Below are 22,373 nucleotides of genomic sequence, written 5' to 3'. Positions count from 1 at the left end.
AACGGCGCCCTCGGGCGCCGTTGTCAGGTCGGGCGAAAAGCGCCCGGCGACTCAATCATCATCGTCGTCATCGTCACGGTCGCGACGATAGCGCCCGTCCTTGTCCCGCCGGTCGTAGTGGCGGTCGTAACGGTCGTCGTCACGATCGCGGTCGCGGTAGTAGTCGCGGTCATAACGGCTGTGGTCGCGCCAACCGTCATGGTCGCGATCGTAGCGTCGGCCGTCGTCCCAATGGGGGTAGCAGCCACCCAGCAGCAGCGTGGAGCAAAGGGTCAGGGTGAGTGTCGCGAGTCGCTTCATGGAAGTGTCCTAGAACCTGGGTCAGAACGATGGGTTGGCAAAGCAGCCCGGCAACGCAACGTGCCCTGTGCGAACCGGCGGCGCCGGCGCCTGCAACCCCCCATGTGACTGTAAAACCAGCGTTTTATTCGATCCTGGCGAGGCACTGGCGGACCGACGGTCATGTCGTGTCCAATGCGAACGGTCACGCCTGCTCAATGGGAATTCCTGTCCCACAGCCAGTTCCACAGCCCCGGCAAGCGCACCGGCTGTTCGCTGTTGGTGACGGTACGGGCCATGACCGCCCGTTGCAGCGCCGCGGTATCGTCGTAGAACGGCTTGGGCGCGGTCGCAAGGCCAGTGGCCTGGGCGCTGTCGAGCAGGATCTGCAGGTATTCCCGGGTGTGACGGGCGGTGTAGCGATTGAGGTCGTGGAAGGTCACCACCACCGGGATCACTCCGTCCACCGTCGGCAACTGGCCCAGGGCAATGCGTTCGCGAACTTCCGACAGCTGGCGCAGCATGTTGGCCCGGCGCCGTGGGCTGGCGTTGAAACCCCAGACCTTGCCGTCGTTGGCGCTGAGGTCGGTGAGCAACACATGCAGGCCATGCCGTTGGTAGGCGGCGAAGGTGCGCTTGTCGTAGTTCCAGAATGGCGGGCGCACCAGGCTCGGCGGCACGCCGGTGATCAGCACGATATCGGCGCTGCCGTCGTTCAGGGACGCCTCCAGTTCCGGTGGGTCGAGCGAGCGATGGTTGGTGTGCCTCGGCGTGGCGGTATGAAAGCCCAGCACATGGCCCTCGGCATGCTCGCGGGCCATTATCCGCCGCCCTATGTCGCTGCCGCCGGCCCGCGAGGCGCGGGTCTGGACGAAGAACACCGCCTTGATCGCCGGTTGCAGTGGATTGTCGAGCAGGTCGTCGAGCACCCGTTCGGTCGGGTTGTAGAAACTGGAAGCGCTGGGGCCATCGTCGAAGGTCAACAGAAAGCGGATCGGCGCCTGGGCGCGCAGGCGTTGCTCGGTCTGCGCGGTCATTTCGATGGGGGCAGCGATGCAACCACCCAGACCAGCGGCGAGCAACACTGCGCAGAGAAGCTTGAAGCCTTGTTTCATGTTTTGCCCTGTGCCGGACCGTTGCGGTCGTCACCTCAATGGCAAAAATCCCTCGCCCATGGATCCCTCGCCCGGCCTGCACGCAGCGCCGGGCACAGCTTGGAGGGGCAACAGCGGTTTTGGTTCCAGAGCGCCCGCTTTCAGGCAGCCCGGGCCTTCATGCCGAACCGCCTTCGCAGGGCCGCTGCCAGGCGCGCTGCAACAGGTCGATCACCTCCTCGTCCGAGGTCTGGGCAAAGTCCGCGTAACCATTGCCGATCGACACGAACCACAGGGGCGTGATCGGGCAGATCAGCTCGTCGACCTCGAAACTCAGGGTGTCGACGGTTTCCTGCGGCCCCAGGGGCACGGCCACCACGATCCGCGCCGGGTGCTGCAGGCGCGCCGCCTGTACCGCGGCGTGCATCGAGGCGCCGGTGGCCAGCCCGTCGTCCACCAGGATCACCACCTGGTCACGCAGGTCGGGCGCGGCCCGGTCGCCACGGTAGACCCGTTCGCGGCGCTGCAACTCCTGGGTTTCCCGTATGGTCACCGCTTGCAGCGCGGCATCACCGAGGTGATGGCTGCTCAGGACGTCCTGATTGAGGATGCGGATACCACCGCTGGCGATGGCGCCCATCGCCAGTTCTTCATGGCCGGGCACGCCAAGCTTGCGCACCAGCATCAGGTCCAGCCGCACCTCCAGGGCCCGGGCGATTTCCCAGGCCACCGGCACCCCGCCCCGGGGCAACGCCAGCACGATCACCTCGGGGCAGCGGCTGTATTTCTGCAACGGCGCGACCAGCCCTTGCCCGGCGGCCTGACGGTTGCGCAGGGTCATCTGCAATGACGGATATTCGCTCATGTCTCACCTCCCAAGGCGCCCGGCTACAGCGCCAGCAGGCTGCAGGGCACCTGATACAGCGCGTGCTCGGTCGTGCTGCCCACCAGTTTCTCCAGGCCCTGGCGATGCACGCGGCCCATGACCAGCACATCGGCCTGGTTCTCGGTGACGAAGTTGGCCAGCACGGTGACCGGTTGTCCGAGGATGAAATGCCGGCGTTCCTCGGGCACGCCATAACGCTCGGCCAGTTCCAGGAAGGCTTTTTCCAGGGTCACCCGCAGTTCCCGGGTCAGGTCCGCCAGCACCAGGCCACCGCCCCCGGCATCGCCCAGGTAGACCGACGACACGTCATAGGCGTGCAGCAGGTGCAGCTCGGCATCGCATTGCAGGGCCAGGCTGTTGGCTTCGTGGATGATCCGGTCGTTGAGCCCATTGTGCTGGTACTCCGGCCGCGACGGGTCGACCGCCGCGACCACCATTTGCGGCAAGGTATGGCCGTGGCGACCCATCAGGTACAGCGGTACCGGGCACTGGCGCAGCAGATGCCAGTCCATCGGCGTGAGAAAGGCGCGTTTGAGCGCCGGTTCGTGCTGCACGTCCTTGATCAGCAGGTCGGGCTGGATTTCCGCGACGTGCTGCAGGATTTCCTCCAGCAGGTCGTCGGCCCAGGCCACCTCGCCGTTGACCTTGACACCATGGCTGCGCAGGCGATGCACCTCCTCCTGCAACCATTCCTGATGCCCCAGGCGGTAACGTTCGCGCGCCTCATTGCGCACGTTGTGCTCGAACAGGGAAAGAATCGACGCCGGTTTCAGCAAGGCCGCGATATGCAGGCTCGCCCCGCTGGCCTTGGCCAGGGCAGCGGCACGCGGGATCGCGGGGGACTGGCGCATTGCCGGGTCGATGACCAGCAACAAGCGTTGATACTGGCTCATGGCGCACCTCCAGATAGGCTGGACGCCCACGCCGGCCACCGGCGCCCGCTTCTCTATACGCCAGTGCGTCAACGCCGGATCGAACGCCAGCATGACTTCAGACTTCCCACTGACAATGCGCCCGTCGCGGCGTTACGGCAAGTGCGTCCAGCGCCGGTGCAGACCACGGGCCAGGCTGTCCAGGGCAAAGCCCAGGGCGCCGATCAGCAGGACCATGGCCATCAGTTCCGAATAGGCCAGGCGGTCGCGGGTATCGAGGATGAAATAGCCCAGGCCGGCGCTGACCCCGAGCATTTCGCAAGGCACCAGGACGATCCACAGTATGCCGATCGCCAGGCGCACGCCGGTCAGCACATGGCCCAGCACCCCGGGCAGGATCACCTTGCGCAGGGTTTCCCAGCGGGTGGCGCTGAGGCTGCGGCTCAGTTGCAGCCAGCGCGGGTCGAGCTGGCGCACCCCGGCCGCGGTGTTGAGCAGGATCGGCCAGACCGCGGCGAAGGCCAGCAGGAAGTAGATCGGCTGGTCCCCTACCCCCATCAGCATCACCACCACCGGCATCCACGACAGCGGCGAGATCATCCGCAGGAACTGGAACGCCGGGGTGGTGGCCGCCTCCAGGTGGCGGTAGCTGCCGATCAGCAGGCCCAGGGGCACGCCCACCAGCAAGGCCAGCGCCAGGCCAACCAGGATGCGCTTGAGGCTGACCAGCACATGCTCGTACAGCTCGGCGCGGCCCAGCAGTTCCAGCAGGCTGGCCAGGGTCGCCGCCGGCGAAAAACGCGCCGCCAGCCCGTCGGCGCTGCCAAACAGGCGCACCCCCAGCCACCACAACAGCAGCAGGCCCAGCAGCCCCGCCACGCCCAGCAGCCCGTGCAGGCTCGATGCGGATCGCTTGGCCATCAGAGGCTGAACTCCTCGCTGCGTTCGAAGCTGTCGGGCAAGCCGAATGCCTTGAGCCCGCCAACCGACGCGATGGCGTTGCGCACGAAGCGCTCGTCCACCAGATCGCGGGCGGTGTGCTGCGGGTCGAGGCTGGCCAAAAAGCCCTTGTCGCCTTCGATCAGGGTGTCCTTGAGGCGCTTGACCAGTTCCTCGGTGTAGCTGGGGAACGGGTACGGCTGGAAATCGATGCGCTGCTCGTCCCACTGGGCGTGCTGGATCGCGCCGTCGGCCAGGTACTGCTGGCGTTCGCTGGCACTCGGCGCCAAGACTCGGCTCAGCACCTGGGGCGCATGCGGGGTGTAGCGGTTGGCGCCGTCGCGGGACAGCAGACTGGCGACCTCGGCGCGGTGGTCGCGGGTCCACAGCTGGGCCTTGACGATGGCGTTGACCACCTTCTGCGACCATTCGGGGCGATTGTTCAGGTCCTGCTCGTGCATGAACACCACGCAGCAGGCGTGGTTGCGCCAGATATCCCCGGTAAAGCGCTGCACCCGGCCGACCTTGAGTTCCTCGGCCAGGGCGTTGAAGGGTTCGGCGACTATGTAGCCGGCGATGCGCTTGCTGGCCAGGGCCGGCGGCATGTCCGACGGCGGCAGCACCAGCAGGTTGACCTCGTTGGCCGCCAGCGGGCTGCTGGCTGGCCGGCTGACCGGGGTCAGGCCGTTGTCGCGCAACAGTTGCTGCACCACCACGTTGTGGATCGAGTACCAGAACGGAATCGCCAGCGCCTGCCCGCCCAGCTGCCGGACCTCGGTGATGCCCGGCGCCACGGTCAGGCCGGAGCCGCCGACGTGGTTCCAGGCCACCACTTTGGCCGGCACCTTACTGCCATAGCGAGCCCAGACGGTCATCGGCGACAGCAGGTGGATCACATTGACCTGCCCGGAAATGAACGCCTCGATCACCTGCGCCCAACTGCGCAGCAGCACCGGGCGCTCGGAGCGGATGCCCTCGGCCTCGAACAGGCCGTTGTTATGGGCCACTAGCAAAGGCGTGGCGTCGGTGATCGGCAGGTAGCCGATGCGCACCGGCGCGTCCGGCTCCGCGGCGGCGCGGGCCTGCAGGCTATCAAGCAACGGCAAGGCGCCGCCGACGGTGAGCAAGGCGCTGAGTTTGAGGAAGTCGCGACGGCTGTGGGTGAAGTCATCCAGGCACATGGTGTATCTCCGATCATTCGGGCAAGGGGTTGAACCCGGCCATTTACCGCCAATTCAGGCTCTTCCATCTCTTCGGGCTCGTCTGTAGGAGCGAAGCTTGCTCGCGAATGACCTCAACGCTGACGGGGTGTCTGGGACCCTGCGCCGCACTGAGGTTTTTATCGCGAGCAAGCTTCGCTCCTACAGAGACAGAGGTGCGGGCTGAGGCAGCAAGGCTTGGGGTTGTGCAGCGCGGCTCGCCCGCCGAAGGGTTTTGAGAATCTCGATACGCAGGGCGCCCAGTTCTTCCACCAGCTCGGCGCGCGGCTGAGGCAGGTCGATGCGCCACTCGCCGAGGGTCCGCGCCGGGCTGTTACCCAGTAGCAGGATTCGGTCGGAAAGCAGCAGGGCTTCGTCGATGTCGTGGGTGATCAACAGCGCCGCGGTGCGGTGCTCGGCAATCACCTTGAGCAGCAGTTGCTGCATGTCGGCGCGGGTCACTTCGTCCAGCGCGCCGAAGGGTTCGTCGAGCAACAGCACCTGCGGCTGGCGCGCCAGGCAACGGGCCAGCGCGGTGCGCTGGGCCATGCCGCCGGACAGCTGCGCCGGGTAATGCCCGCGGGCATGCTGCAGGCCGACCTCGGCGATCGCCTGGTCGATCCGCGCCTGGCGCTGCCGGGCGTCCAGCGCCGGCTGGCGGGCGAAATCGAGGCCGAAGGCGACGTTGTGCTCCAGGTTCAGCCAGGGCAGCAGGCTGGGGTCCTGGAACGCCACGGCCACCCGTGGATGCGGCCCGTCCAGCGCCTGGCCCAGCAGGCTGACGCTACCACTGTGGGGCGCCTGCAAGCCGGCCAGGACCCGCAACAGGCTGGACTTGCCGACGCCGCTGGGACCGAGGATCGACACCACCTCCCCCGGCTGCAAGCGCAAGTCGAAGCCTTCCAGCACCGCTTGCCAGCCTGCTTCACCGGGGTAGCCGAGGCTGATCTGCCGGGCTTCGAGCAAGGCCGCGCTCATGCCGCCGCGTCCCGGGCCTGGCGCTGCAACTCGGCGCGCAACTGCACCAGGCTCGGCGTGACGATCGGCACGAAGGCCGACTCGCGCCAGCGCCGGGCAAAACCGCCGCCATGCTCGCTCAGGTAGGCCTTGCCGCCACTGGCCTGCAACTCCAGCTGCACGGCATTGGCGGCAGCTTCAGCCAGGGCGATGCGTAGCCGGAACAGCGCCGCTGGCTGGGTCAGGAAACGCCCCTCCAACAAGCCGCGCTTGAGTTCGGCGACGCTCTCCTCCAACTGCTGGCGTTGCTCCTGCAACGGCTCGCGAAGAATCGAACGCCCGCTGTGCAGGTGCGTCTGCACTTCATCCAGCGCGCGCCGCGCCAGGCCGATGGCCATGCCGCATTGCAGGCCGAGAAACGCCGGGCGCACCGCCGGCAGAAAGGCCTTGGCGTCCTCATGCAGCAACCAGTCGTGGCCGACCTCGACCTGTTGCAACTCCAGCGCCGCGGTGTTGCTCGACTGCAAGCCCATCAGTTGCAGGTCCTCGGAACGTTGCAAGCCGGCCAGGCCCGCGGGGATCGCCAGGATAAAGGGCGCGCCGCCCTGCTCGTGCTCGATGGCCGCGGCCACCACAAAACCGCTTTTGCGCAGATTGGTCACCCAGTGCAGGCGCCCGTTCAGATTCCAACCACCCGCCCGTGGCTGCGCGCGGACTTGCAGGGCCTCGATGCCGGAGAGGAACTTCATGGCGTTCGACAGCCCGGTGGCCCCCGCCAGTTCGCCGCTGAGCAAGTCCGGCAACAGTCGTTCGCGCAAGGCCGCGTTGGGGCTGTGCAGCAGGTATTCGATAAAGGCCCGCTGGCCCCAGAACACAAAGGCCGCCGCCAGGGAACGGCTGGCCACCGCGGCCACCGCCTCCACGGCGTCGCCCAGGTCGCCGTCGCTACCGCCCTGCCCGGCTGGAATGCCGATGCGCAGCACCTGGGCCTCGGCCAGTCGCGCCAGCACCTGCTGTGGGTCGCACTGGCCCAGATCCAGGGCCTGGGCCTCGGCGTCCAGCCATTGACTGAATGCGGGGTTGAGCATGTGGTTTTCTCCTTTTTACGCGGCACCGGCCAAACGGCCGTGCCTTGAATCCAGCCGCTGCATCATTGCTGCAGCGCTTGCCAGCGGTACTTCGCCAGTTCCGGGTTCAGCGGCGTGCGGGCGAACACGTTGGCGAAATTGCACAGGGTCGCCAGGCTCACCCCGAGTATCACTTCCAGGGCATTGCCCTCGCTGTAGCCGGCGGCCTTGAACGCCGCGAACGTCGGCTCACTGACGTTGCCGCGGGTGGCGATCACCTCGGCGGCGAAGGCAGCCAATGCCTGCAGTTTTTCCTCCGGCACCGGGCTTTGCTCACGCAACGCGCTGATCACTTCGTCCGGCAGTTTGGCCTTGTTCTGCGCCACCGCAGTGTGCCCGGCCACACAGAAATCGCAACCGTGAGTGGTGGCGGCCACCAGTTGCACCACCTCCCGTTCGGCCAGGCTCAGCTCGGCCTTGCCATTGAGCGCCGATACCGTAACGTAGGTCTCCAGCGCCGCCGGGGCATTGGCCAGGATGCCCAGCAGATTGGGGATGAACCCCGAGTTGTTCTGGGCGTTCTGCAAAAACGGCCGGGCCGCTTCGGGAGCGCTTTGCAGGCTGTGTAGAGTGATGCGCGACATGCGGTGGACTCCTGCTGTGTTGGTGTCCGGCCAGTCTGTTGGTTATAAGAATTCCGATCCATATTCTAAAGTAGCGATTACTTGCTCCTGAGTGTTTCCATTAGATGATTTCGTCCAGCCCACTGGTTGATTGGTTATTAGAAAGCCTCGAACTCGACGCCAGCCTGTTCCATGTCGGCCGCTACTGCGGCGGCTGGCACGCCAGCACCCACGGCCTGGCCCGGGCCAGCTTCCACCTGATCGTGCAGGGCCATTGCTGGCTGCATATCGAGGGCCAGGAGCCGGCCCAGCGCCTGAATGCCGGGGATGCGCTGTTCCTGCTGCGCGACCTGGACTATCGCCTGTCCAGCGCCCAAGCGCGTGACGCCGCCCTTGAACTGCCACGCAGGGCCATGCAGGCGCTCGACGCTCACGCACAAGATCAGGCCGAGGATGGCGTGGGCCTGGTCTGCGGCTTCTTTCATTTCAAGTCCGGGCTGTCGTCGCTGATCATCGACGGCCTGCCGGACTGGATCGTGCTGCGCGCCGGCGATCCGTCCCTGAGCGCGGCCCGGGCCCTGTTCGAGCTGATCCTGCAAGAGTGCCGGCGCACGCCCGCGCCCTCCTCGGCGCTGCTGGAGCGCCTGAGCCATCTGCTGTTCCTCTATGTGCTGCGCCAGCAGGTGGCCGATAACCAGGGCCTTGGCGGACTGGTGGCGCTGGCCCGGCACCCGGCCTTCGCCGCGCTGCTGGAACAGTTGATCGAACACCCCGAACAACCCTGGCCCCTGGAAAGCATGGCGGCCTGCACCGGGCTGTCGCGATCGGCCTTCTTCAAGCGCTTCAACGAACTGGCCGGGCAATCCCCGGGCCAGGTCCTGCTGGCGCTGCGCATGCGCCATGCCTGCCAGTTGCTCAAGGCCAACCACACCGTGGAACAGGTCGGTGCGGCAGTGGGTTATCAATCGGTCGCGGCCTTTACCCGCGCCTTCGCCAAGGCCGTGGGCGTACAGCCGGGGGCTTATCGGCGCCAGCACGAAGGGCGTTGAATGCGTCGGGGCCTGGGACCTGGCCCCGGCAAGGCGTCACTGGCTCAGGGCCTGGGTAAAGGAAGTGTCGACAACAGTCGCGGTGGCCAAGGGCGCCGGCAGCGCCTTGACCTTGAACAGGAAGTCCGCGGTGCTTTGCAGGTCGGCGGCGGCCTGCGGGTCCACCGGACCGACGCTCATGTGCGCCTGGCGCAGCCAATGGCGCGAGACGTTCGGGTCGAGGTTGGCCTTTTTCGCCCACAGGTCGGCGTACTGGTCGGTGTGGCTGTCGACCCAGGCGCGGGCCAGCTTCAGGCGGCCGAGGAAGTCGGCGATGGCGGCGCGCTTGCTGTCGATGGCCGGGGTCGAGGCGGCGATGGCGCTGAGGCCGGGCATCAGGTTCTTCGCGGTGAGGATCGGCCGCGCGCCGGAGAACAGGATCTGCTGCGAAATATAGGGTTCCCACACCGGGAAGGCGTCGATGCTGCCCTGGGGCAAGGCCGCGGCGGCGTCGATCGGCATCAGCTTGATGAACTCGACATGGTCCTCCGGCAGGCCGGCATGCTCCAGGGCGCGCAGGGTCAGTTGCTGGCTCCAGGCACCGGGCCAGTAGGCGACTTTCTTGCCCTTGAGGTCGGCGATGGTCTGCACCGGCGAATCCTTGGGCACCAGCAAGGCGATGGTGTCCGGGTTCTGCCGCGAGACGCCGATCAACTTCACCGGCGCCTGTTTCGCGGCGAGGAACAGAAAGCCCGAATCGCCGAGAAAGCCCAGGTCCAGGGCGCCGGTGTTCAGCGCCTCGGCCAGGGGCGCGGCGGCCTGGAAGTGTTTCCAGTCGACCTTGTAGGGCGCGCCTTCGAGCACTCCCGAGGCCTCCACCGAGGCTCGCACGTTGTAGTAGTTCTGGTCGCCGACCTGCAGCACCAGCGGCTCGGCGGACTGGGCCAGGGGCGCCGCGAACAGGGTGCTGAAGAGCAGACGGCGCAAGCGTCGGGAGAGCGTCATGGGACATTCCTGGATGATTGGAAAAGCGGATTTTATAGAATATAACGCTCTTAGAATCCGATTTTGAAATTCTGTTAATGCATAAGCTCATAGCCGCTCTGGCATCCGCAACCGGGGCTGTTGGCGGAGAAACAGCGCGGCAACAGACTGTCGGCCAGGCAACATCGCCAGAGGCTTTTTCCTGTTGGCAACGCCTCGAAACCGCCCTTCCCCGGCTATGGCACAGAGCCTGCAATATTCCTTTCCGACAGGATTTGTTCCTGCCTTCCGCGACTTTTGAAATAAGCAGCGGAAATAACAACATTGCCCTCTCGCCGCCTTGTCCGGAGCCATCCATGAAACCCGTCTTGCGCTTCCCCCTGGCCCGCGCCAGATACCTGCTCAGCGCCTGCGCCCTTGCACTGTTCCTGAGTTCGAGCCTGCAACCCCTGGCCCAGGCCGCGGAAAGCCCGCCGGCCGAAGTGCACTTGGACTACGCCTATTACTCGCCGGTCAGCCTGGTGCTCAAGCACTTCGGCTTTCTCGAAAAGGCCCTGCCCCAGACCAAGGTCAGTTGGGTCCTCAGCCAGGGCAGCAACCGCTCCCTGGAATACCTCAACAGCGGTGGCGTCGACTTCGCCTCGTCCGCCAGCCTGGCGGCGGTGCTGAGCCGGGCCAACGGCAGCCCGATCAAGTCGGTGTATGTCTACAGCCGCGCCGAATGGACCGCCCTGGTGGTGCGCAAGGATTCGCCGTCCCAGACCGTCGCCGACCTCAAGGGCAAGAAGATCGCCGCCACCAAGGGCACCGATCCCTATCTGTTCACCCTGCGCAGCCTGCAACAGGCCGGGCTGAAAAAAGACGATGTGGAACTGGTGCACCTGCAGCACCCGGACGGTCGCACCGCCCTGGAGAAAGGCGACGTCGACGCCTGGGCCGGCCTCGATCCGCACATGGCCGCCAGCGAAGTACAGGCCGGGTCGCGCCTGCTGTACCGCAACACTGCTTTCAACAGCTACGGCGTGCTCAGCGTCACCGAGCAATACGCCAAGGAGCATCCGCAGACCATCGCCAGCGTGCTCGCCGCCTATGAGCAGGCCCGCGAATGGTCGGTCAAGCACCCGGACGAGCTGGCCAGGTTGCTGGCCGACGAATCCGGCCTGCCGCTGGAAGTGGCCCGGCTGCAACTGTCGCGCACCGACCTCGGCAACCCGCGGTTGAGCGCCGAGGATGTGCTGGCCTCCAAGGCCGCTGCGCCGATCCTGGTGTCCGAGGAACTGGTACGCCGCGGGGTGAACGTGGACCAGGTGATCGACCAACTGCTCGACACCGGCGTCAAGCAGGCCGTGGCCCGTCAATAACCCACCACCCAAGCGACGACCGAGCCCGCGCCTGCCGCGGATTCGGCGTTGCCGGAGAATCGCCATGAGCAGCGACAGCAACAACCTCTCGACCCGCCTGGCCCTGTCCGCGCCGGGCAAGCTCCCACGCTTCAACCCCGCCCGCTGGCGCCTGCGCCTCAAGGGCCTGGCCCTGCCGGTAGTGATCATCCTGCTGCTGGAGTTCGTGGTGCGCATCGGCTGGCTGCCGTCGTACCAGATGCCGGCCCCCAGCGAGATCGCCCTGACCCTCGGCGACCTGGCCGAAGGCGCGCTGTGGAAACACATCGGCGCCAGCCTGCTGCGGGTGCTGCTGGGCTTTGCCATCGGCGCCGGCCTGGCGCTGGTCTTCGCCGCCTGGGTCGGCCTGAGCCGGGAGGCCGAAGCCCACCTGGAGCCGACCTTCGCCGGCCTGCGTTCGATCCCCAGCCTGGCCTGGGTGCCGTTGCTCCTGCTGTGGCTGGGCATCGACGAAACCTCCAAGGTGGTGCTGATCGCCATCGGCGCCTTCTTCCCCGTGTACCTCAATGGCGTGGCGGCAATTCGCGATATCGACCGCAAGCTGGTGGAGGTCGGCCACATGTACGGTTTCGGCCGACGCCGGCTGGTGCGGCGGATTCTCCTGCCGGCCGCCCTGCCCGGCCTGTTCACTGGCTTGCGCAGCGGCATGAGCCTGGCCTGGATGTTCCTGGTGGCCGCCGAACTGATCGCCGCCACCAAGGGCCTGGGTTATCTGCTCAGCGACGGCCGGGAAACCTCGCGGCCGGACATCGTGCTGGCGGCGATCATCGTCCTCGCCGTGCTGGGCAAGCTCAGCGACGGCCTCCTCGCCGGCCTGGAAAAACGCTTCCTGGCCTGGCGCGACACCTTCAATGGCCAAGGCGGCAATGACTGAAACACAAAGGATCGAGCCATGACCCAAGCCCTGCTGGACATCCACGTGGAGCGCAAGACCTTCGCCGCCACCACCGTCCTCGACGATATCCACCTGCAATTGCAACCGCGGGAAACCGTGAGCCTGCTGGGCCCCAGCGGCTGCGGCAAAAGCACCCTGCTGCGCATCGTCGCCGGCCTGGAGAAGGACTTTCAGGGGCAACTGCGCAGCCACACCGAGCGCCTGGCCTTTGTCTTCCAGGAACCGCGGCTGATGCCCTGGCTGACGGTGGAACAGAACATCGGCTTTGGCGACGACGAGCATTACGACCGCGCCTGGGTCGCGCAACTGATCGAGGAAGTCGGCCTTGCGGGTTTTGCCCAGGCCCTGCCCAAGGCGCTGTCCGGCGGCATGGCGCAGCGGGTGGCGATCGCCCGCGGCCTGTACGCGCGGCCACAGGTGCTGTTGCTCGACGAGCCCTTCAGCGCGGTGGACGCCTTTACCCGGATGAAACTGCAGGACCTGCTGCTGCAACTGGCCGAGCGTCACGCCATCGCCCTGCTGCTGGTGACCCACGATGTCGACGAGGCGCTGTACCTGAGCGACCGGGTGCTGGTGATGGACAACCGCCCCAGCCGTATTCGCCAGGAACTGGCGGTGCAACTGAGCCACCCGCGGGACCGCCGCGACCCGCTGCTGGCCCGCCTCAAGGCGTTGGCCCTGACCGAATTGCACAAGGCCCATGTGATTTGAGCGGGCTTTGCCACGGCCCGGCACTTAAGAACACAAAGGAATTAATAAATAAATAATCAGTATTTATGGTTATAAAAATAACCACGTACTCTCAGCTCATCCCGCCCATTGGTCACGACAGTGAAGTGCCTTATGAAACCGACTGACAACGTTATCGACTTCGCCCAGTTCCGCAAACGCAAGCAGGCCCAGCAACTGGCCCGGGCCATGTGGGAGATGTACGCGCGCAATGCCGGTTACCAGGCGTTCCAGTGGGTTCAGGCGGCCCGGCCGACCAGGACCTACCACGCGTGAGCGTCCAGGAACCCTCGCGCTTTCTGGCGAGCGCCGACGAACCCGGCCTTGATTTGACCCACCTGGAAACTCAGGAAGAAGACCCCATCAGCGAACGGGTCGCGCAGAACCTGCAACGCCTGCGCAGCAAGCGTCACCTGTCCCTGGATGCCCTGGCCCGCCAGTGCGGGGTCAGCCGGGCGATGCTGGCGCAGATCGAGTCCGGGCGCAGCGTGCCGTCGATCAAGGTGCTGTGCAAGATCGCCAAGGGCCTGAAGGTGTCGGTCGCGGCCTTTCTCGAACACCGCGCCTTCGAAGGCGTGGCGGTGCTGCCGTCGAGCCGGAGCAAACGCCTGGTCAGCGCCAACGGCGCCTTTGTCAGCCGTGCCCTGTTCCCCTTCGACGTGGCGCGCCAGTCGGAATTCTACGAACTGCGCCTGAGCCCGCTCGGCGAAGACCAGTCCGAAGGACACGGACCGGGGGTCCAGGAAAACCTGGTGGTCTCCCAGGGCGTACTGGAAATCAGCGTCAACCAAGAGCGCTACCTGCTCTCCACCGGCGACTCGATCCTGTTCTACGCCGACCAGCCGCACCGCTACCGCAACCCCGCTGACAGCGAAGCGGTGGCCTACCTGGTGGTGACCTACCCGGAACGCCTGGACTGAAGGTGGAGTTGCGCCACGCAAATCTCTACCGCGAAAAACACACCACGGCTCATGAGAAGGCATCCACCCGGGTCAGTTCGGCCGACAGGCGCCAAAGACGTTCGGCCTGTTCCGGATCGACTGCATGGGGCCTTACGCCAACGAACGACGCCGGCTCGCTCTCGTCGAGCCTGGCCACCTCGCAGTCTTCGCAATACAACCCACCCAGGCCATCCAGCTTCGGCGATGTCGCAGCCCAGACCTGGGTAGCGGCGCCTTGCCGAGGGTTCTTGAAGGCCGGGTTCGCCGGATTGCCCTCGGCGTCTATCCACCCCAGGGCGACCATTTCTTCCTTGGGCAGGTAACGCTGCAGAGGTGTGGCGATCATGCCGGGGTGCAGGGAGAACACCCGCACGCCCTGCTCGCGCCCCAACCGGTCCAGGTGCACGGCGAACAGCGCGTTGGCGGTTTTCGACTGGCCGTAGGCAAGCCACTTGTCGTAGCCCCGATCGAACTGCGGGTCGTCCCAGCGAATGGCGGATGAGTGATGGCCCGCGGAGGACACCATCACCACCCTGGCGCCGCCTTGCAACGCCGGCCAGAGCCGGTTGACCAGCGCATGGTGGCCTAGGTGATTGGTCGCGAACTGCGCCTCCCAACCGGGGCCCACTCGGGTTTCAGGGCAAGCCATGATGCCGGCGTTGCCCATCAATATGTCCAGGTGCGTGCCGCTCGCCAGAAACACCTCCGAGAAACGCTTGATGCTCGCCAGGTCGGCCAGGTCCAGCCCATGCACCTCGACATTGGCGAGACCGGCAACCCGGGCCTGGGCCGCCTGGCGATCGCGGGCCGCCACTATGACCCGTGCCCCGGCGCTGGCCAGCGCCCGAGTGGTTTCCAGGCCCAGGCCGGAATGCCCTCCCGTTACCAGAGCCGTGGTTCGGGAAAGATCGAGGCCTTCGAGTACCTCGGATGCCGTCGAAGCTGCGCTGAAACCGGAATGAACAGGCGTCTGTCTATGGGTCATTGCAATGTCCTTTACGAATGGAAACCAAGCTGCCAATTTGAAGCGCTTTCATTCTGCGAGCCCGAAGCTGGAGCGTGAATGCAATGGCGTCCTACTTTCTATCGAGAGCGTCCGGTTTGACACATGGATCCCCTATCAGAAGTCCTCACCCAGCTCAGTAGCCAGCATTCCTTTTTCGGTGGTTTGAAAGCCGGCGGCGACTGGGCCGTGCGCTTCCCGGCGCCGGAAGGCGTCAAGTTCAACGTGCTTGTGCGAGGGGCTTGCTGGCTGGCCGTGGAAGGAGAAGCAGAGCCGATATGGCTGCAAGCAGGCGACTGTTTCCTGCTATCCCGTGGGCGCCCCCTCTTGATTGGCAGCGATCTTTCGCTGCCAGCGATCGCTGCCGAGGCGATCTATCCTCACGCCGTTAACGGCGTGGCGCACTGCGGCAGTGATGAAGATTGCTTTCTGGTCGGCGGGCGTTTCGCCTTTGGCGACGAAGCCGAGCTTCTGTTCGACAGCCTGCCACCGGTCGCGGTGATCAAGAGCGAGTCGGACCAGGCATCCGTATTGCGCTGGGCCTTGCAGCGGCTGGCGCACGAACTCTCCACCCCATCCCCGGGCGGCGCCCTGATGGTCCAGCACTTGGGCCACATCATGCTGGTGCAGGTACTGCGCATTTACCTGGAGCAGGAAGGAGGCAATACACCGGGTTGGCTCTCGGCGCTGTCCGAACCGCGTATCGGTGCCGCCGTCCAGGCCATTCACTCCAGCCCTGCCCAACGCTGGACGGTCGAGGCCCTGGCCCAAGTGGCCGGTGTCTCGCGCTCGACACTGGCGCTGCGTTTCAAACAGGCCGCCGGATTTTCGCCCCTGGAATACGTGTTGCGTTGGCGCATGCAACTGGCGACCCGGTCCTTGCGCAACACCCACCTGACGATTTCCTCGATCGCCCAGGCCCTGGGCTACGAGTCCGACAGCGCGTTCAGCAATGCCTTCAAGCGCATCATCAAATGCTCGCCACGGGAGTACCGGGAACGAGCAAGGGCCGTCGCCCAACCCCAGGGGGAATCCGAAGTTCGAGTGGGTGCCTGAAATAAAAAAAACCCGGCGGGATCGTCCCGGCCGGGCTTTTTCTGTGCCGTTGCGAGGAATCAGCAGGTGCAGCACATCATCGGCATGCCGTTGCAGCTCATCATCATCGGCATGCCGCAGTCGTTCATCATCTTCATCATCAGGGCGCAGCAGCTTTTCATCATGTCCATGTTCATGCCGGCCATTGGCATGATCTTGCACATCATGCAGTCGGCCTCGACTGTGCACTCCATCACGCACTTCATCGACGGCATCGGCATGCCCATCATCGGCATTGGCATCATGGCGCCCATCATCGGCATGGCCATGCTCGCCTGGGACATGCACATCATGCTCATGTTGGCGCAGTGCATCATCATCGGCATGCCGCAGTTCATCATCATCTGCATCATTTGCGCGCTGTTCTTGAACATGGCCATGTCCATGCCCGCGGCCGGCATCATCTTGCACAGCATGCCGTCGTCCATCATTTCGCAGCTCATGGTCGCCATCATCATCGGCATGCCCATCATCGGCATCATCGGCATATTGGCGTTCATCGGCATTTGCATCTGCATGGCATTCATCATGGTGAAACTCCCTAAGCGATTCGATAGTTGGACGAAGCTGATGGGGCGGATTCTAGGGAGTGGCGAACGCCGCACAAGATGCCGATCGAACAGCAATCGCGGCTGCCGGGACAGCTTCAGCGCAGCCGCTCGCGCGGGATTTTCCGCTTCAGCAGCCGGATGGATTTCATGGCGGATGGGAGCAGGACAACAGCGTGTTTTCCGCTGCGATGGATATGCGCGAATAAGCGCATCCCATAACCCAAAGAAATAATCATTCTAAAGAGGCCCGACTTTTCTCGGGAAAAGGCGGCTTGCCAGCCTCGCCGGAGCCCTGTGGCAGGGTTCGGCGAGGATCGCAAGCGTGGTGCGGGGCATGACGCGGGGGTCGGGATCGCGAGTCTCAGAGCTTGGCGATCGACACTTCAGTGGATTTGACGAAGGCGATGACCTCGCTGCCGACCTTCAACTCCAGGTCGCGCACCGAACGCGTGGTGATCACCGAGGTGACGATGCCCGAGGCGGTCTGCACATCGATCTCCGAGACCACCTGGCCTTCATGGATCTCCTTGATGATGCCCTTGAACTGGTTGCGAACATTGATTGCCTTGATGGTCATGATGGGCCTTCCTGTCTGGGGTGGGCACTGGCGCATCGCCGTGCAGGCCTCTAAGGTGCCCTGTGTCTTTTCATATTAAAAGGAATAAATAGTAGTTATTTTATTCCTTAAGTGAATATAAAATTTCTCCCGTCCCCTTCGTTACCTTGACCGAGCACCGCGCCTTTGCTTCTCTGGATCCCTAACCCTTTCAGGAGATTGTCATGCGAACACTCGAGCTGGCGGGCGTGCCCGTCCCGGTGATTGGCCAGGGTACCTGGCGCATGGGCGAGGAGCGCCACCAGCGCAACGCCGAGATTGCCGCGCTGCAGGCCGGTATCGAACGGGGCATGAGCCTGATCGACACCGCCGAGATGTACGCCGAGGGCGGCGCGGAGGAAGTGGTTGGCGCCGCCATCACCGGCCAGCGCGACCGGGTATTCCTGGTCAGCAAGGTGTACCCGCACAACGCCAGCCGCAAAGGCATTCCCCAAGCCTGCGAGCGCAGCCTGCGGCGCCTGGTTACCGACTACATCGACCTGTACCTGCTGCACTGGCGTGGGCAGTACCCGCTCGAGGAAACCGTGGAAGCCTTCGAGCGCCTGCGCGAAGACGGCAAGATCGGCCGCTGGGGCGTTTCCAATTTCGACCTCGATGACCTCGAGGAACTGGCGAGCCCGGCCTGCGCCACCAACCAGGTGCTGTACAACATCGAGGAACGCGGCATCGAATTCGACCTGCTGCCCGCCGCGCGACAACAGCGCTTGCCGCTCATGGCTTACTGCCCTATCGCCCAGGCCGGCAAGCTGCTGCGCCACCCTACGCTGCAGCAGGTCGCCGACCGCCATGGCGTGACCACGGCCCAGGTCTCGCTGGCCTGGGTCCTGCGCCAGGACGGCGTGATCGCCATTCCCAAGGCGGTACACCCCGAGCATGTCCGGCTGAATGCCGAGGCGGCCGGCTTGCGCTTGCACGACGAAGACCTGGCGGCCATCGACCAGGCCTTTCCCGCGCCACTGCACAAGCAGCGACTGGCAGTGGTCTGAGCCGGCTGTCGCGAGGCATGCCCCACTGAAAAAACCTGGTGCCCGTGCCAGGTTTTTTTCGTCGTGGACCAGGCTGGAAGCGGCGAAATACCGCGACTTTAAGGATCGTCCTATCCCGGATTAATGAGGGTTTATTTAGAGTGGGTCAATGAGATTAAAGACCTACCTTCATCAGATCAGTCCCCTATTTTCCAGTCCTGAAGCCGCCAGCAGGTTGCTGCGTCTTTTCGCACTCATTCTTTTGGTCGGCATCCTCGGCGCCGTCTACAACTTCCTCAATTCCACCCTCAGCAACGACATTTCCCGGCGCCGCGGCTACATGAGCAGCGCCATCGCCGAAGCCCAGACCTTCTTCACCAGCCGCGAGGCCTTGCTGGAAAGCCTCAGCCTGTCCGCGGTACGCCGATCCAGGCAGGTCCAGGGGTATCCGCCTTCCAGCGAAGAACTGCACCTGCAACTGGGCGACATCGATGATCCGTGGAGCATCTGGCTGAGCCAGCGCATGCGCGAATACTTCAAGGCCAAGCAGGTCAACCTGCTCTATGTAAGCCCTGGCCCCGAGGCCCGGGTCATGCGCCTCTACAGCAGCAACCCGACCTCCCCCAACCTGCCCAGGACCATCCTCTCGAAGCTTGAGGTCCTGAACCATGGGGAGCATCCGGACACCAACGAGCTGTGGCTGACCGACCCGTCCACGCAGACTTCGCAGCTGTACATTTTCACCCGGCTCGACGAGCGCACCGATGACTCCGGCTGGCTGGGCCTGGAAATGGATGGGCGGGAAGTGCTCAAGGCCCTCAGCGACCAGAGCGCCGGCGAGTTCATGATGTTCAACTCCGAAGGCGCGCTGCTGTTCACCAACACCCCGGCCGGGCGCCTGGGGCAGGCCCTGCAGCAACTGCAAGGCAGCAACTTCTTCGGTTTTGTCGGCAGTGGCTGGTGGCCCGATCACCTGGTGATCCGCAAGCAACTGATGACCTCCGACTGGCAACTGGTCTACTCCTTCAGCCTGCAGTCCCTGCTGATCGCGCTCTGGCCGCAGCTGGCCGGCACCCTGGCGTTCTGCCTGTTCAGCATCAGCCTGATCTGCCTGCTGACCCGCCGCATCGAGCACCGTTTCATCACCCCTGCGCTGAGCCGTATCCAGGCGCTGGTCGAGAGCGAGCTGTTCAGCCGCGACGTGATCCAGACCGCGCCCGTGGCCTTGTGCGTGCTGCGGCGCACCGATGGCCAGGTGGTCCTGGAGAACACCCTGGCGCAGCAGTGGCTGGGCGATGGCGTCGAACGGGAAATACTCTGCGCCGGCTGGATCCAGCAAGCCTTCAAGAGCCACGAACCGAACCGCTTCGACTACTTCGAGACCACCGACGGGCGCCATCTTTACCTGAGCTCCGCGCCCACCCGCTACAAGGGCGAGGACGTGTTGTTCTGCGCCTTCAGCGACATCAGCGCGCGCAAGCAGGTGGAAGCCGCGCTGGAAGAAGCGCGGCAGATGGCCGATGCCGCCAACGAAGCCAAGACCCTGTTCCTCGCCACCATGAGCCATGAAATTCGCACCCCGCTGTATGGCGTGCTGGGCACCCTGGAGCTGCTCGCGCGCACCCAACTGGATACCCAGCAGCGCGATTACCTGCGCGCCATCGAGTGTTCTTCCTCGACCCTGTTGCAGTTGATCTGCGATGTGCTGGACGTGTCCAAGATCGAGGCCGGGCAACTGGCCCTGGAGCTCAATGAGTTCTCGCCACTGGACCTGGTCCACGAGCTGATCCAGGGCTATTCCGCGGCGGCGTCGAACAAGGGCCTGCTGCTGTATTCCTGCGTGGACCCGCAAATCCCCGAGCGACTGATCGGCGACGTCACCCGGATCCGGCAGATCCTCAGCAACCTGCTCAACAACGCGGTGAAGTTCACCGACCTGGGGCGCATCGTGCTGCGGGTCAGCCTGCTGAGCCGCGACGGCGAGCGCTCCAGCATCCTGTGGCAGGTCTCCGACACCGGCAAAGGCATTGCCCAGGATCATCAGCCGTTGATCTTCGAACCCTTCTATCAAACCGGCGGCAACGCCAACGTGGTGGCGGGCACCGGCCTGGGCCTGCCCATCTGTCAGCGCCTCACGCAATTGATGAACGGCAGCCTGCGCATGGTCAGCGAACTGGGGCTGGGCAGCAGCTTCTCCCTCACCCTGCCCCTGGAAGCGGCGATCGATGGGCCGGTCACCCTGCCCGCCACGCAACTGCTGCCGGAAACCATCTATGTGATGTCCAGCGTCCGCGAGCTGGCGGAATCCATCGGCGGCTGGCTGCGCCAATGGGGTGCTCGGGTGCAACTCTGCCATCCCTCGAAGATCGCGCCGACCAGCGATTGCCTGCTGGTCGAGGTTCACCCCGGCGAACTGGAACAACGCCTGCAGCCCGACTGGCCCGGTCCGCTGATCCTCGCCACCGGGGCAGGCAACAACGAACCGCAGGTTCGTGCCGGGTGCTGGCATGTGAACCTGAACCACCTGCGTTCCATTCATCAGGCGGTCAGCCAGGCCCAGGGGCTGTGGGTGGCCAAGGCCGAGAATCACAACGAACACTGGACGTTGAAGCAACTGAACCTGAACGTGCTGGTGGCCGAAGACAACGTCATCAACCAACTGATCCTCAGGGATCAGCTGGAAGAGCTGGGCTGCAGCGTGGAGCTGGCATCAAACGGCGAGGAAGCCCTGTCGATGTGGGACCCCGAGCGGTTCGATCTGGTCCTCACCGACGTCAACATGCCCATGATGAATGGCTATGAACTGGCCAAGGAGTTGCGACGCCGTGGCTGTACGGTCCCGATCATCGGTGCCACGGCCAACGCGATGCGTGGAGAAGAAGAGCAATGTCTGGCGGCCGGAATGAACCATTGCCTGGTCAAACCTTTTGCATTACGCGCCCTGTTCAATTACCTAGCGCCCTATGAAAGAGCGAAGAATGAAGCCCTGTAGCATATTGATCGTTGAAGACCATCCCTTCCAGCACATGTACCTGCAACATCTGTTCGGTGAGTTGGGCCCCTACTACCTGGAAGGCGCCCGGGATGGCGAAGAGGCGCTGGAACGTTTGAAATGGCGCAAGTTCGACCTGGTGCTCACCGACCTGTTGATGCCGGGAATGGATGGCGTGCAGTTCATCCAGGGACTGGCGGCCCTGCACTCCAAGCCGGCGCTGGCGATCATGAGCTCGGCTTCGCGGCGCATGCTGATGAGTGCCAGCCTGGTTGCCAAGAACCTCGGGGTGAAAGTCATCGGCCTGATCTCGAAACCGGTGAACCTTGCCGCCTTGCAGACCCTGACCACTCAATTGAGCATTTCGCAGCCGAGCTCGCCGCGCCCCTTGCCCGCCTCCATGCTCAGTCGGGCGGCGCTGGTCCAGGCCATCGAGCAAGAGCAGTTCGAAGCCTGGTTCCAGCCCAAGAAATCACTGTTCAACGGCCGTATCGTCGCCGCCGAAGCCCTGGTCCGCTGGATGCATCCGACACAGGGCATGCTGCTCCCCGACACCTTCCTGCCCGCCCTCAAGTCCTTCGACCTCGAGGAGGACCTGCTGTGGCTGGTCCTGCGCCAGGCGATCCAGGCCCAGGCACGCTGGCGCCAGCAGGACTACGACATTCCGGTGTCGATCAATCTGCCGACCCATCTGCTCAACAGCCACGACCTGGCGGACCGCCTGTTCGACTTTGTCATGGAACATCAGGGAGTACCGGGGCAGATCTGTTTCGAACTCATGGAGTGTTCGGTGCCCCAGGACATCAGTAACTTCTATGCCGGTGCCTGCCGCTTGCGCATCAAGGGCTTCGGCCTGTCCCAGGACGACTTCGGCAAGGGCTACAGCTCGTACATGAACCTGGTTTCCACCCCGTTCACCGAACTGAAGATCGATCGCGCCCTGGTCCAGGGATGCCACGCCAGCGAAGAACTGACCAAGGCCCTGACCAGCATCATTGCCCTGGGTCGCCAGCTGGGCCTGACCGTGGTGGCCGAAGGCGTGGAAAGCGCCGAGGAGCTGGCGCTGCTGCGCAAGATCGACTGTAGCCAGGTGCAGGGTTTCCTGATCTCTCGCGCAGTCCCCTCCGAACAGTTTCAACAGTTGCTGGTGAACGACGGTCCAGCCGCCAGTTATTGACCCGAGGACATCCGCCCCTTCAGGATTACATGCCCCACATCACTGACAAGTCGTTGTTTAAAGGTAAAATCCTCAAGGCTT

The 22,373-nt window shown here is 64.5% G+C and carries 23 protein-coding genes; 10 read left to right on the top strand and 13 right to left on the bottom strand.

Annotated elements, in window-relative coordinates; all coding sequences use genetic code 11:
* Positions 1-51: 51 nt before the first annotated feature.
* From AC07VU_RS29530 to AC07VU_RS29490, 9 genes are all read right to left on the bottom strand, one after another.
* A complete protein-coding gene (locus tag AC07VU_RS29530) occupies positions 52-300 on the bottom strand; it encodes a hypothetical protein (protein WP_277588744.1) in 249 nt (82 codons plus the stop codon).
* A 194-nt stretch (positions 301-494) separates the two neighbouring features.
* Positions 495-1,394 (bottom strand): polysaccharide deacetylase family protein, encoded by a 900-nt coding sequence (locus AC07VU_RS29525; protein ID WP_495030963.1) that lies wholly within the window; start codon positions 1,392-1,394, stop codon positions 495-497.
* A 157-nt stretch (positions 1,395-1,551) separates the two neighbouring features.
* Positions 1,552-2,238, bottom strand: a complete 687-nt coding sequence (locus AC07VU_RS29520) for a phosphoribosyltransferase (RefSeq protein ID WP_495030962.1) — start codon at positions 2,236-2,238, stop codon at positions 1,552-1,554.
* Between the two features lie 23 nt (positions 2,239-2,261).
* Positions 2,262-3,152, bottom strand: a complete 891-nt coding sequence (locus AC07VU_RS29515) for a universal stress protein (RefSeq protein WP_277588741.1) — start codon at positions 3,150-3,152, stop codon at positions 2,262-2,264.
* A gap of 132 nt (positions 3,153-3,284) precedes the next feature.
* Positions 3,285-4,052 (bottom strand): ABC transporter permease, encoded by a 768-nt coding sequence (locus tag AC07VU_RS29510; RefSeq protein WP_274303241.1) that lies wholly within the window; start codon positions 4,050-4,052, stop codon positions 3,285-3,287.
* Entirely contained in the window at positions 4,052-5,251 is a 1,200-nt protein-coding gene (locus AC07VU_RS29505; RefSeq protein ID WP_495030961.1) for an ABC transporter substrate-binding protein, read from the bottom strand. Before AC07VU_RS29505 ends, AC07VU_RS29510 begins: the two co-directional genes overlap by 1 nt.
* A gap of 180 nt (positions 5,252-5,431) precedes the next feature.
* Complete coding sequence (locus AC07VU_RS29500; protein ID WP_053261343.1) at positions 5,432-6,247, bottom strand: ABC transporter ATP-binding protein; 816 nt, start codon at positions 6,245-6,247, stop codon at positions 5,432-5,434.
* Positions 6,244-7,314, bottom strand: a complete 1,071-nt coding sequence (locus AC07VU_RS29495) for an acyl-CoA dehydrogenase family protein (protein WP_495030960.1) — start codon at positions 7,312-7,314, stop codon at positions 6,244-6,246. The genes AC07VU_RS29500 and AC07VU_RS29495 overlap by 4 nt, the downstream gene beginning before the upstream one ends.
* 62 nt (positions 7,315-7,376) lie before the next feature.
* On the bottom strand, positions 7,377-7,937 hold the full coding sequence (locus AC07VU_RS29490) for a carboxymuconolactone decarboxylase family protein (protein WP_495030959.1): 561 nt from the start codon (positions 7,935-7,937) through the stop codon (positions 7,377-7,379).
* 104 nt (positions 7,938-8,041) lie between these two features.
* Here AC07VU_RS29490 and AC07VU_RS29485 point away from each other — a divergent pair, with 104 nt between their 5' ends.
* A complete protein-coding gene (locus tag AC07VU_RS29485) occupies positions 8,042-8,965 on the top strand; it encodes a cupin domain-containing protein (protein WP_495030958.1) in 924 nt (307 codons plus the stop codon).
* Positions 8,966-9,001: 36 nt separating this feature from the next.
* Here the strand turns inward: AC07VU_RS29485 and AC07VU_RS29480 are convergent, their stop codons facing one another.
* The gene (locus AC07VU_RS29480) at positions 9,002-9,949 is read right to left on the bottom strand and encodes an ABC transporter substrate-binding protein (RefSeq protein WP_495030957.1); all 948 of its coding nucleotides are present in this window, start codon (positions 9,947-9,949) and stop codon (positions 9,002-9,004) included.
* Positions 9,950-10,284: 335 nt separating this feature from the next.
* Between AC07VU_RS29480 and AC07VU_RS29475 the strand changes: the two genes are divergently transcribed.
* From AC07VU_RS29475 to AC07VU_RS29455, 5 genes are all read left to right on the top strand, one after another.
* On the top strand, positions 10,285-11,289 hold the full coding sequence (locus AC07VU_RS29475) for an aliphatic sulfonate ABC transporter substrate-binding protein (protein ID WP_495030956.1): 1,005 nt from the start codon (positions 10,285-10,287) through the stop codon (positions 11,287-11,289).
* Positions 11,290-11,353: 64 nt separating this feature from the next.
* Positions 11,354-12,202, top strand: a complete 849-nt coding sequence (locus AC07VU_RS29470) for an ABC transporter permease (protein ID WP_495030955.1) — start codon at positions 11,354-11,356, stop codon at positions 12,200-12,202.
* An 18-nt stretch (positions 12,203-12,220) separates the two neighbouring features.
* A complete protein-coding gene (locus tag AC07VU_RS29465) occupies positions 12,221-12,934 on the top strand; it encodes an ABC transporter ATP-binding protein (RefSeq protein ID WP_457276486.1) in 714 nt (237 codons plus the stop codon).
* 132 nt (positions 12,935-13,066) lie between these two features.
* A complete protein-coding gene (locus tag AC07VU_RS29460) occupies positions 13,067-13,228 on the top strand; it encodes a hypothetical protein (RefSeq protein WP_007929067.1) in 162 nt (53 codons plus the stop codon).
* 53 nt (positions 13,229-13,281) lie between these two features.
* The gene (locus AC07VU_RS29455; RefSeq protein WP_371858255.1) at positions 13,282-13,872 is read left to right on the top strand and encodes a helix-turn-helix domain-containing protein; all 591 of its coding nucleotides are present in this window, start codon (positions 13,282-13,284) and stop codon (positions 13,870-13,872) included.
* A gap of 49 nt (positions 13,873-13,921) precedes the next feature.
* Here AC07VU_RS29455 and AC07VU_RS29450 read toward each other — a convergent pair whose 3' ends face one another.
* Positions 13,922-14,878 (bottom strand): SDR family NAD(P)-dependent oxidoreductase, encoded by a 957-nt coding sequence (locus AC07VU_RS29450; RefSeq protein ID WP_495030954.1) that lies wholly within the window; start codon positions 14,876-14,878, stop codon positions 13,922-13,924.
* A 123-nt stretch (positions 14,879-15,001) separates the two neighbouring features.
* On the opposite strand from AC07VU_RS29450, the gene AC07VU_RS29445 reads away from it, so the two are divergent.
* Positions 15,002-15,952 (top strand): AraC family transcriptional regulator, encoded by a 951-nt coding sequence (locus AC07VU_RS29445; protein ID WP_495030953.1) that lies wholly within the window; start codon positions 15,002-15,004, stop codon positions 15,950-15,952.
* Positions 15,953-16,011: 59 nt separating this feature from the next.
* Here the strand turns inward: AC07VU_RS29445 and AC07VU_RS29440 are convergent, their stop codons facing one another.
* Positions 16,012-16,521 carry a hypothetical protein gene (locus AC07VU_RS29440; protein ID WP_062825983.1) on the bottom strand — a complete coding sequence of 170 codons (510 nt, stop codon included), beginning with the start codon at positions 16,519-16,521 and terminating at the stop codon, positions 16,012-16,014.
* Between the two features lie 382 nt (positions 16,522-16,903).
* Entirely contained in the window at positions 16,904-17,119 is a 216-nt protein-coding gene (locus tag AC07VU_RS29435) for a TOBE domain-containing protein (protein ID WP_009044054.1), read from the bottom strand.
* A 203-nt stretch (positions 17,120-17,322) separates the two neighbouring features.
* On the opposite strand from AC07VU_RS29435, the gene AC07VU_RS29430 reads away from it, so the two are divergent.
* From AC07VU_RS29430 to pvrR, 3 genes are all read left to right on the top strand, one after another.
* A complete protein-coding gene (locus AC07VU_RS29430; protein WP_495030952.1) occupies positions 17,323-18,144 on the top strand; it encodes an aldo/keto reductase in 822 nt (273 codons plus the stop codon).
* Positions 18,145-18,292: 148 nt separating this feature from the next.
* On the top strand, positions 18,293-21,115 hold the full coding sequence (locus AC07VU_RS29425; protein ID WP_274303261.1) for a response regulator: 2,823 nt from the start codon (positions 18,293-18,295) through the stop codon (positions 21,113-21,115).
* A complete protein-coding gene (gene pvrR / locus AC07VU_RS29420; RefSeq protein WP_495030951.1) occupies positions 21,087-22,292 on the top strand; it encodes a response regulator cyclic di-GMP phosphodiesterase PvrR in 1,206 nt (401 codons plus the stop codon). The genes AC07VU_RS29425 and pvrR overlap by 29 nt, the downstream gene beginning before the upstream one ends.
* Positions 22,293-22,373 lie beyond the last annotated feature (81 nt).

The sequence above is a fragment of the Pseudomonas sp. GW821-FHT02B10 genome (genome assembly GCF_059421865.1).
Note: the sequence above shows the minus strand (reverse complement) of the source record. Positions and strands in the feature narration are given on the sequence as shown.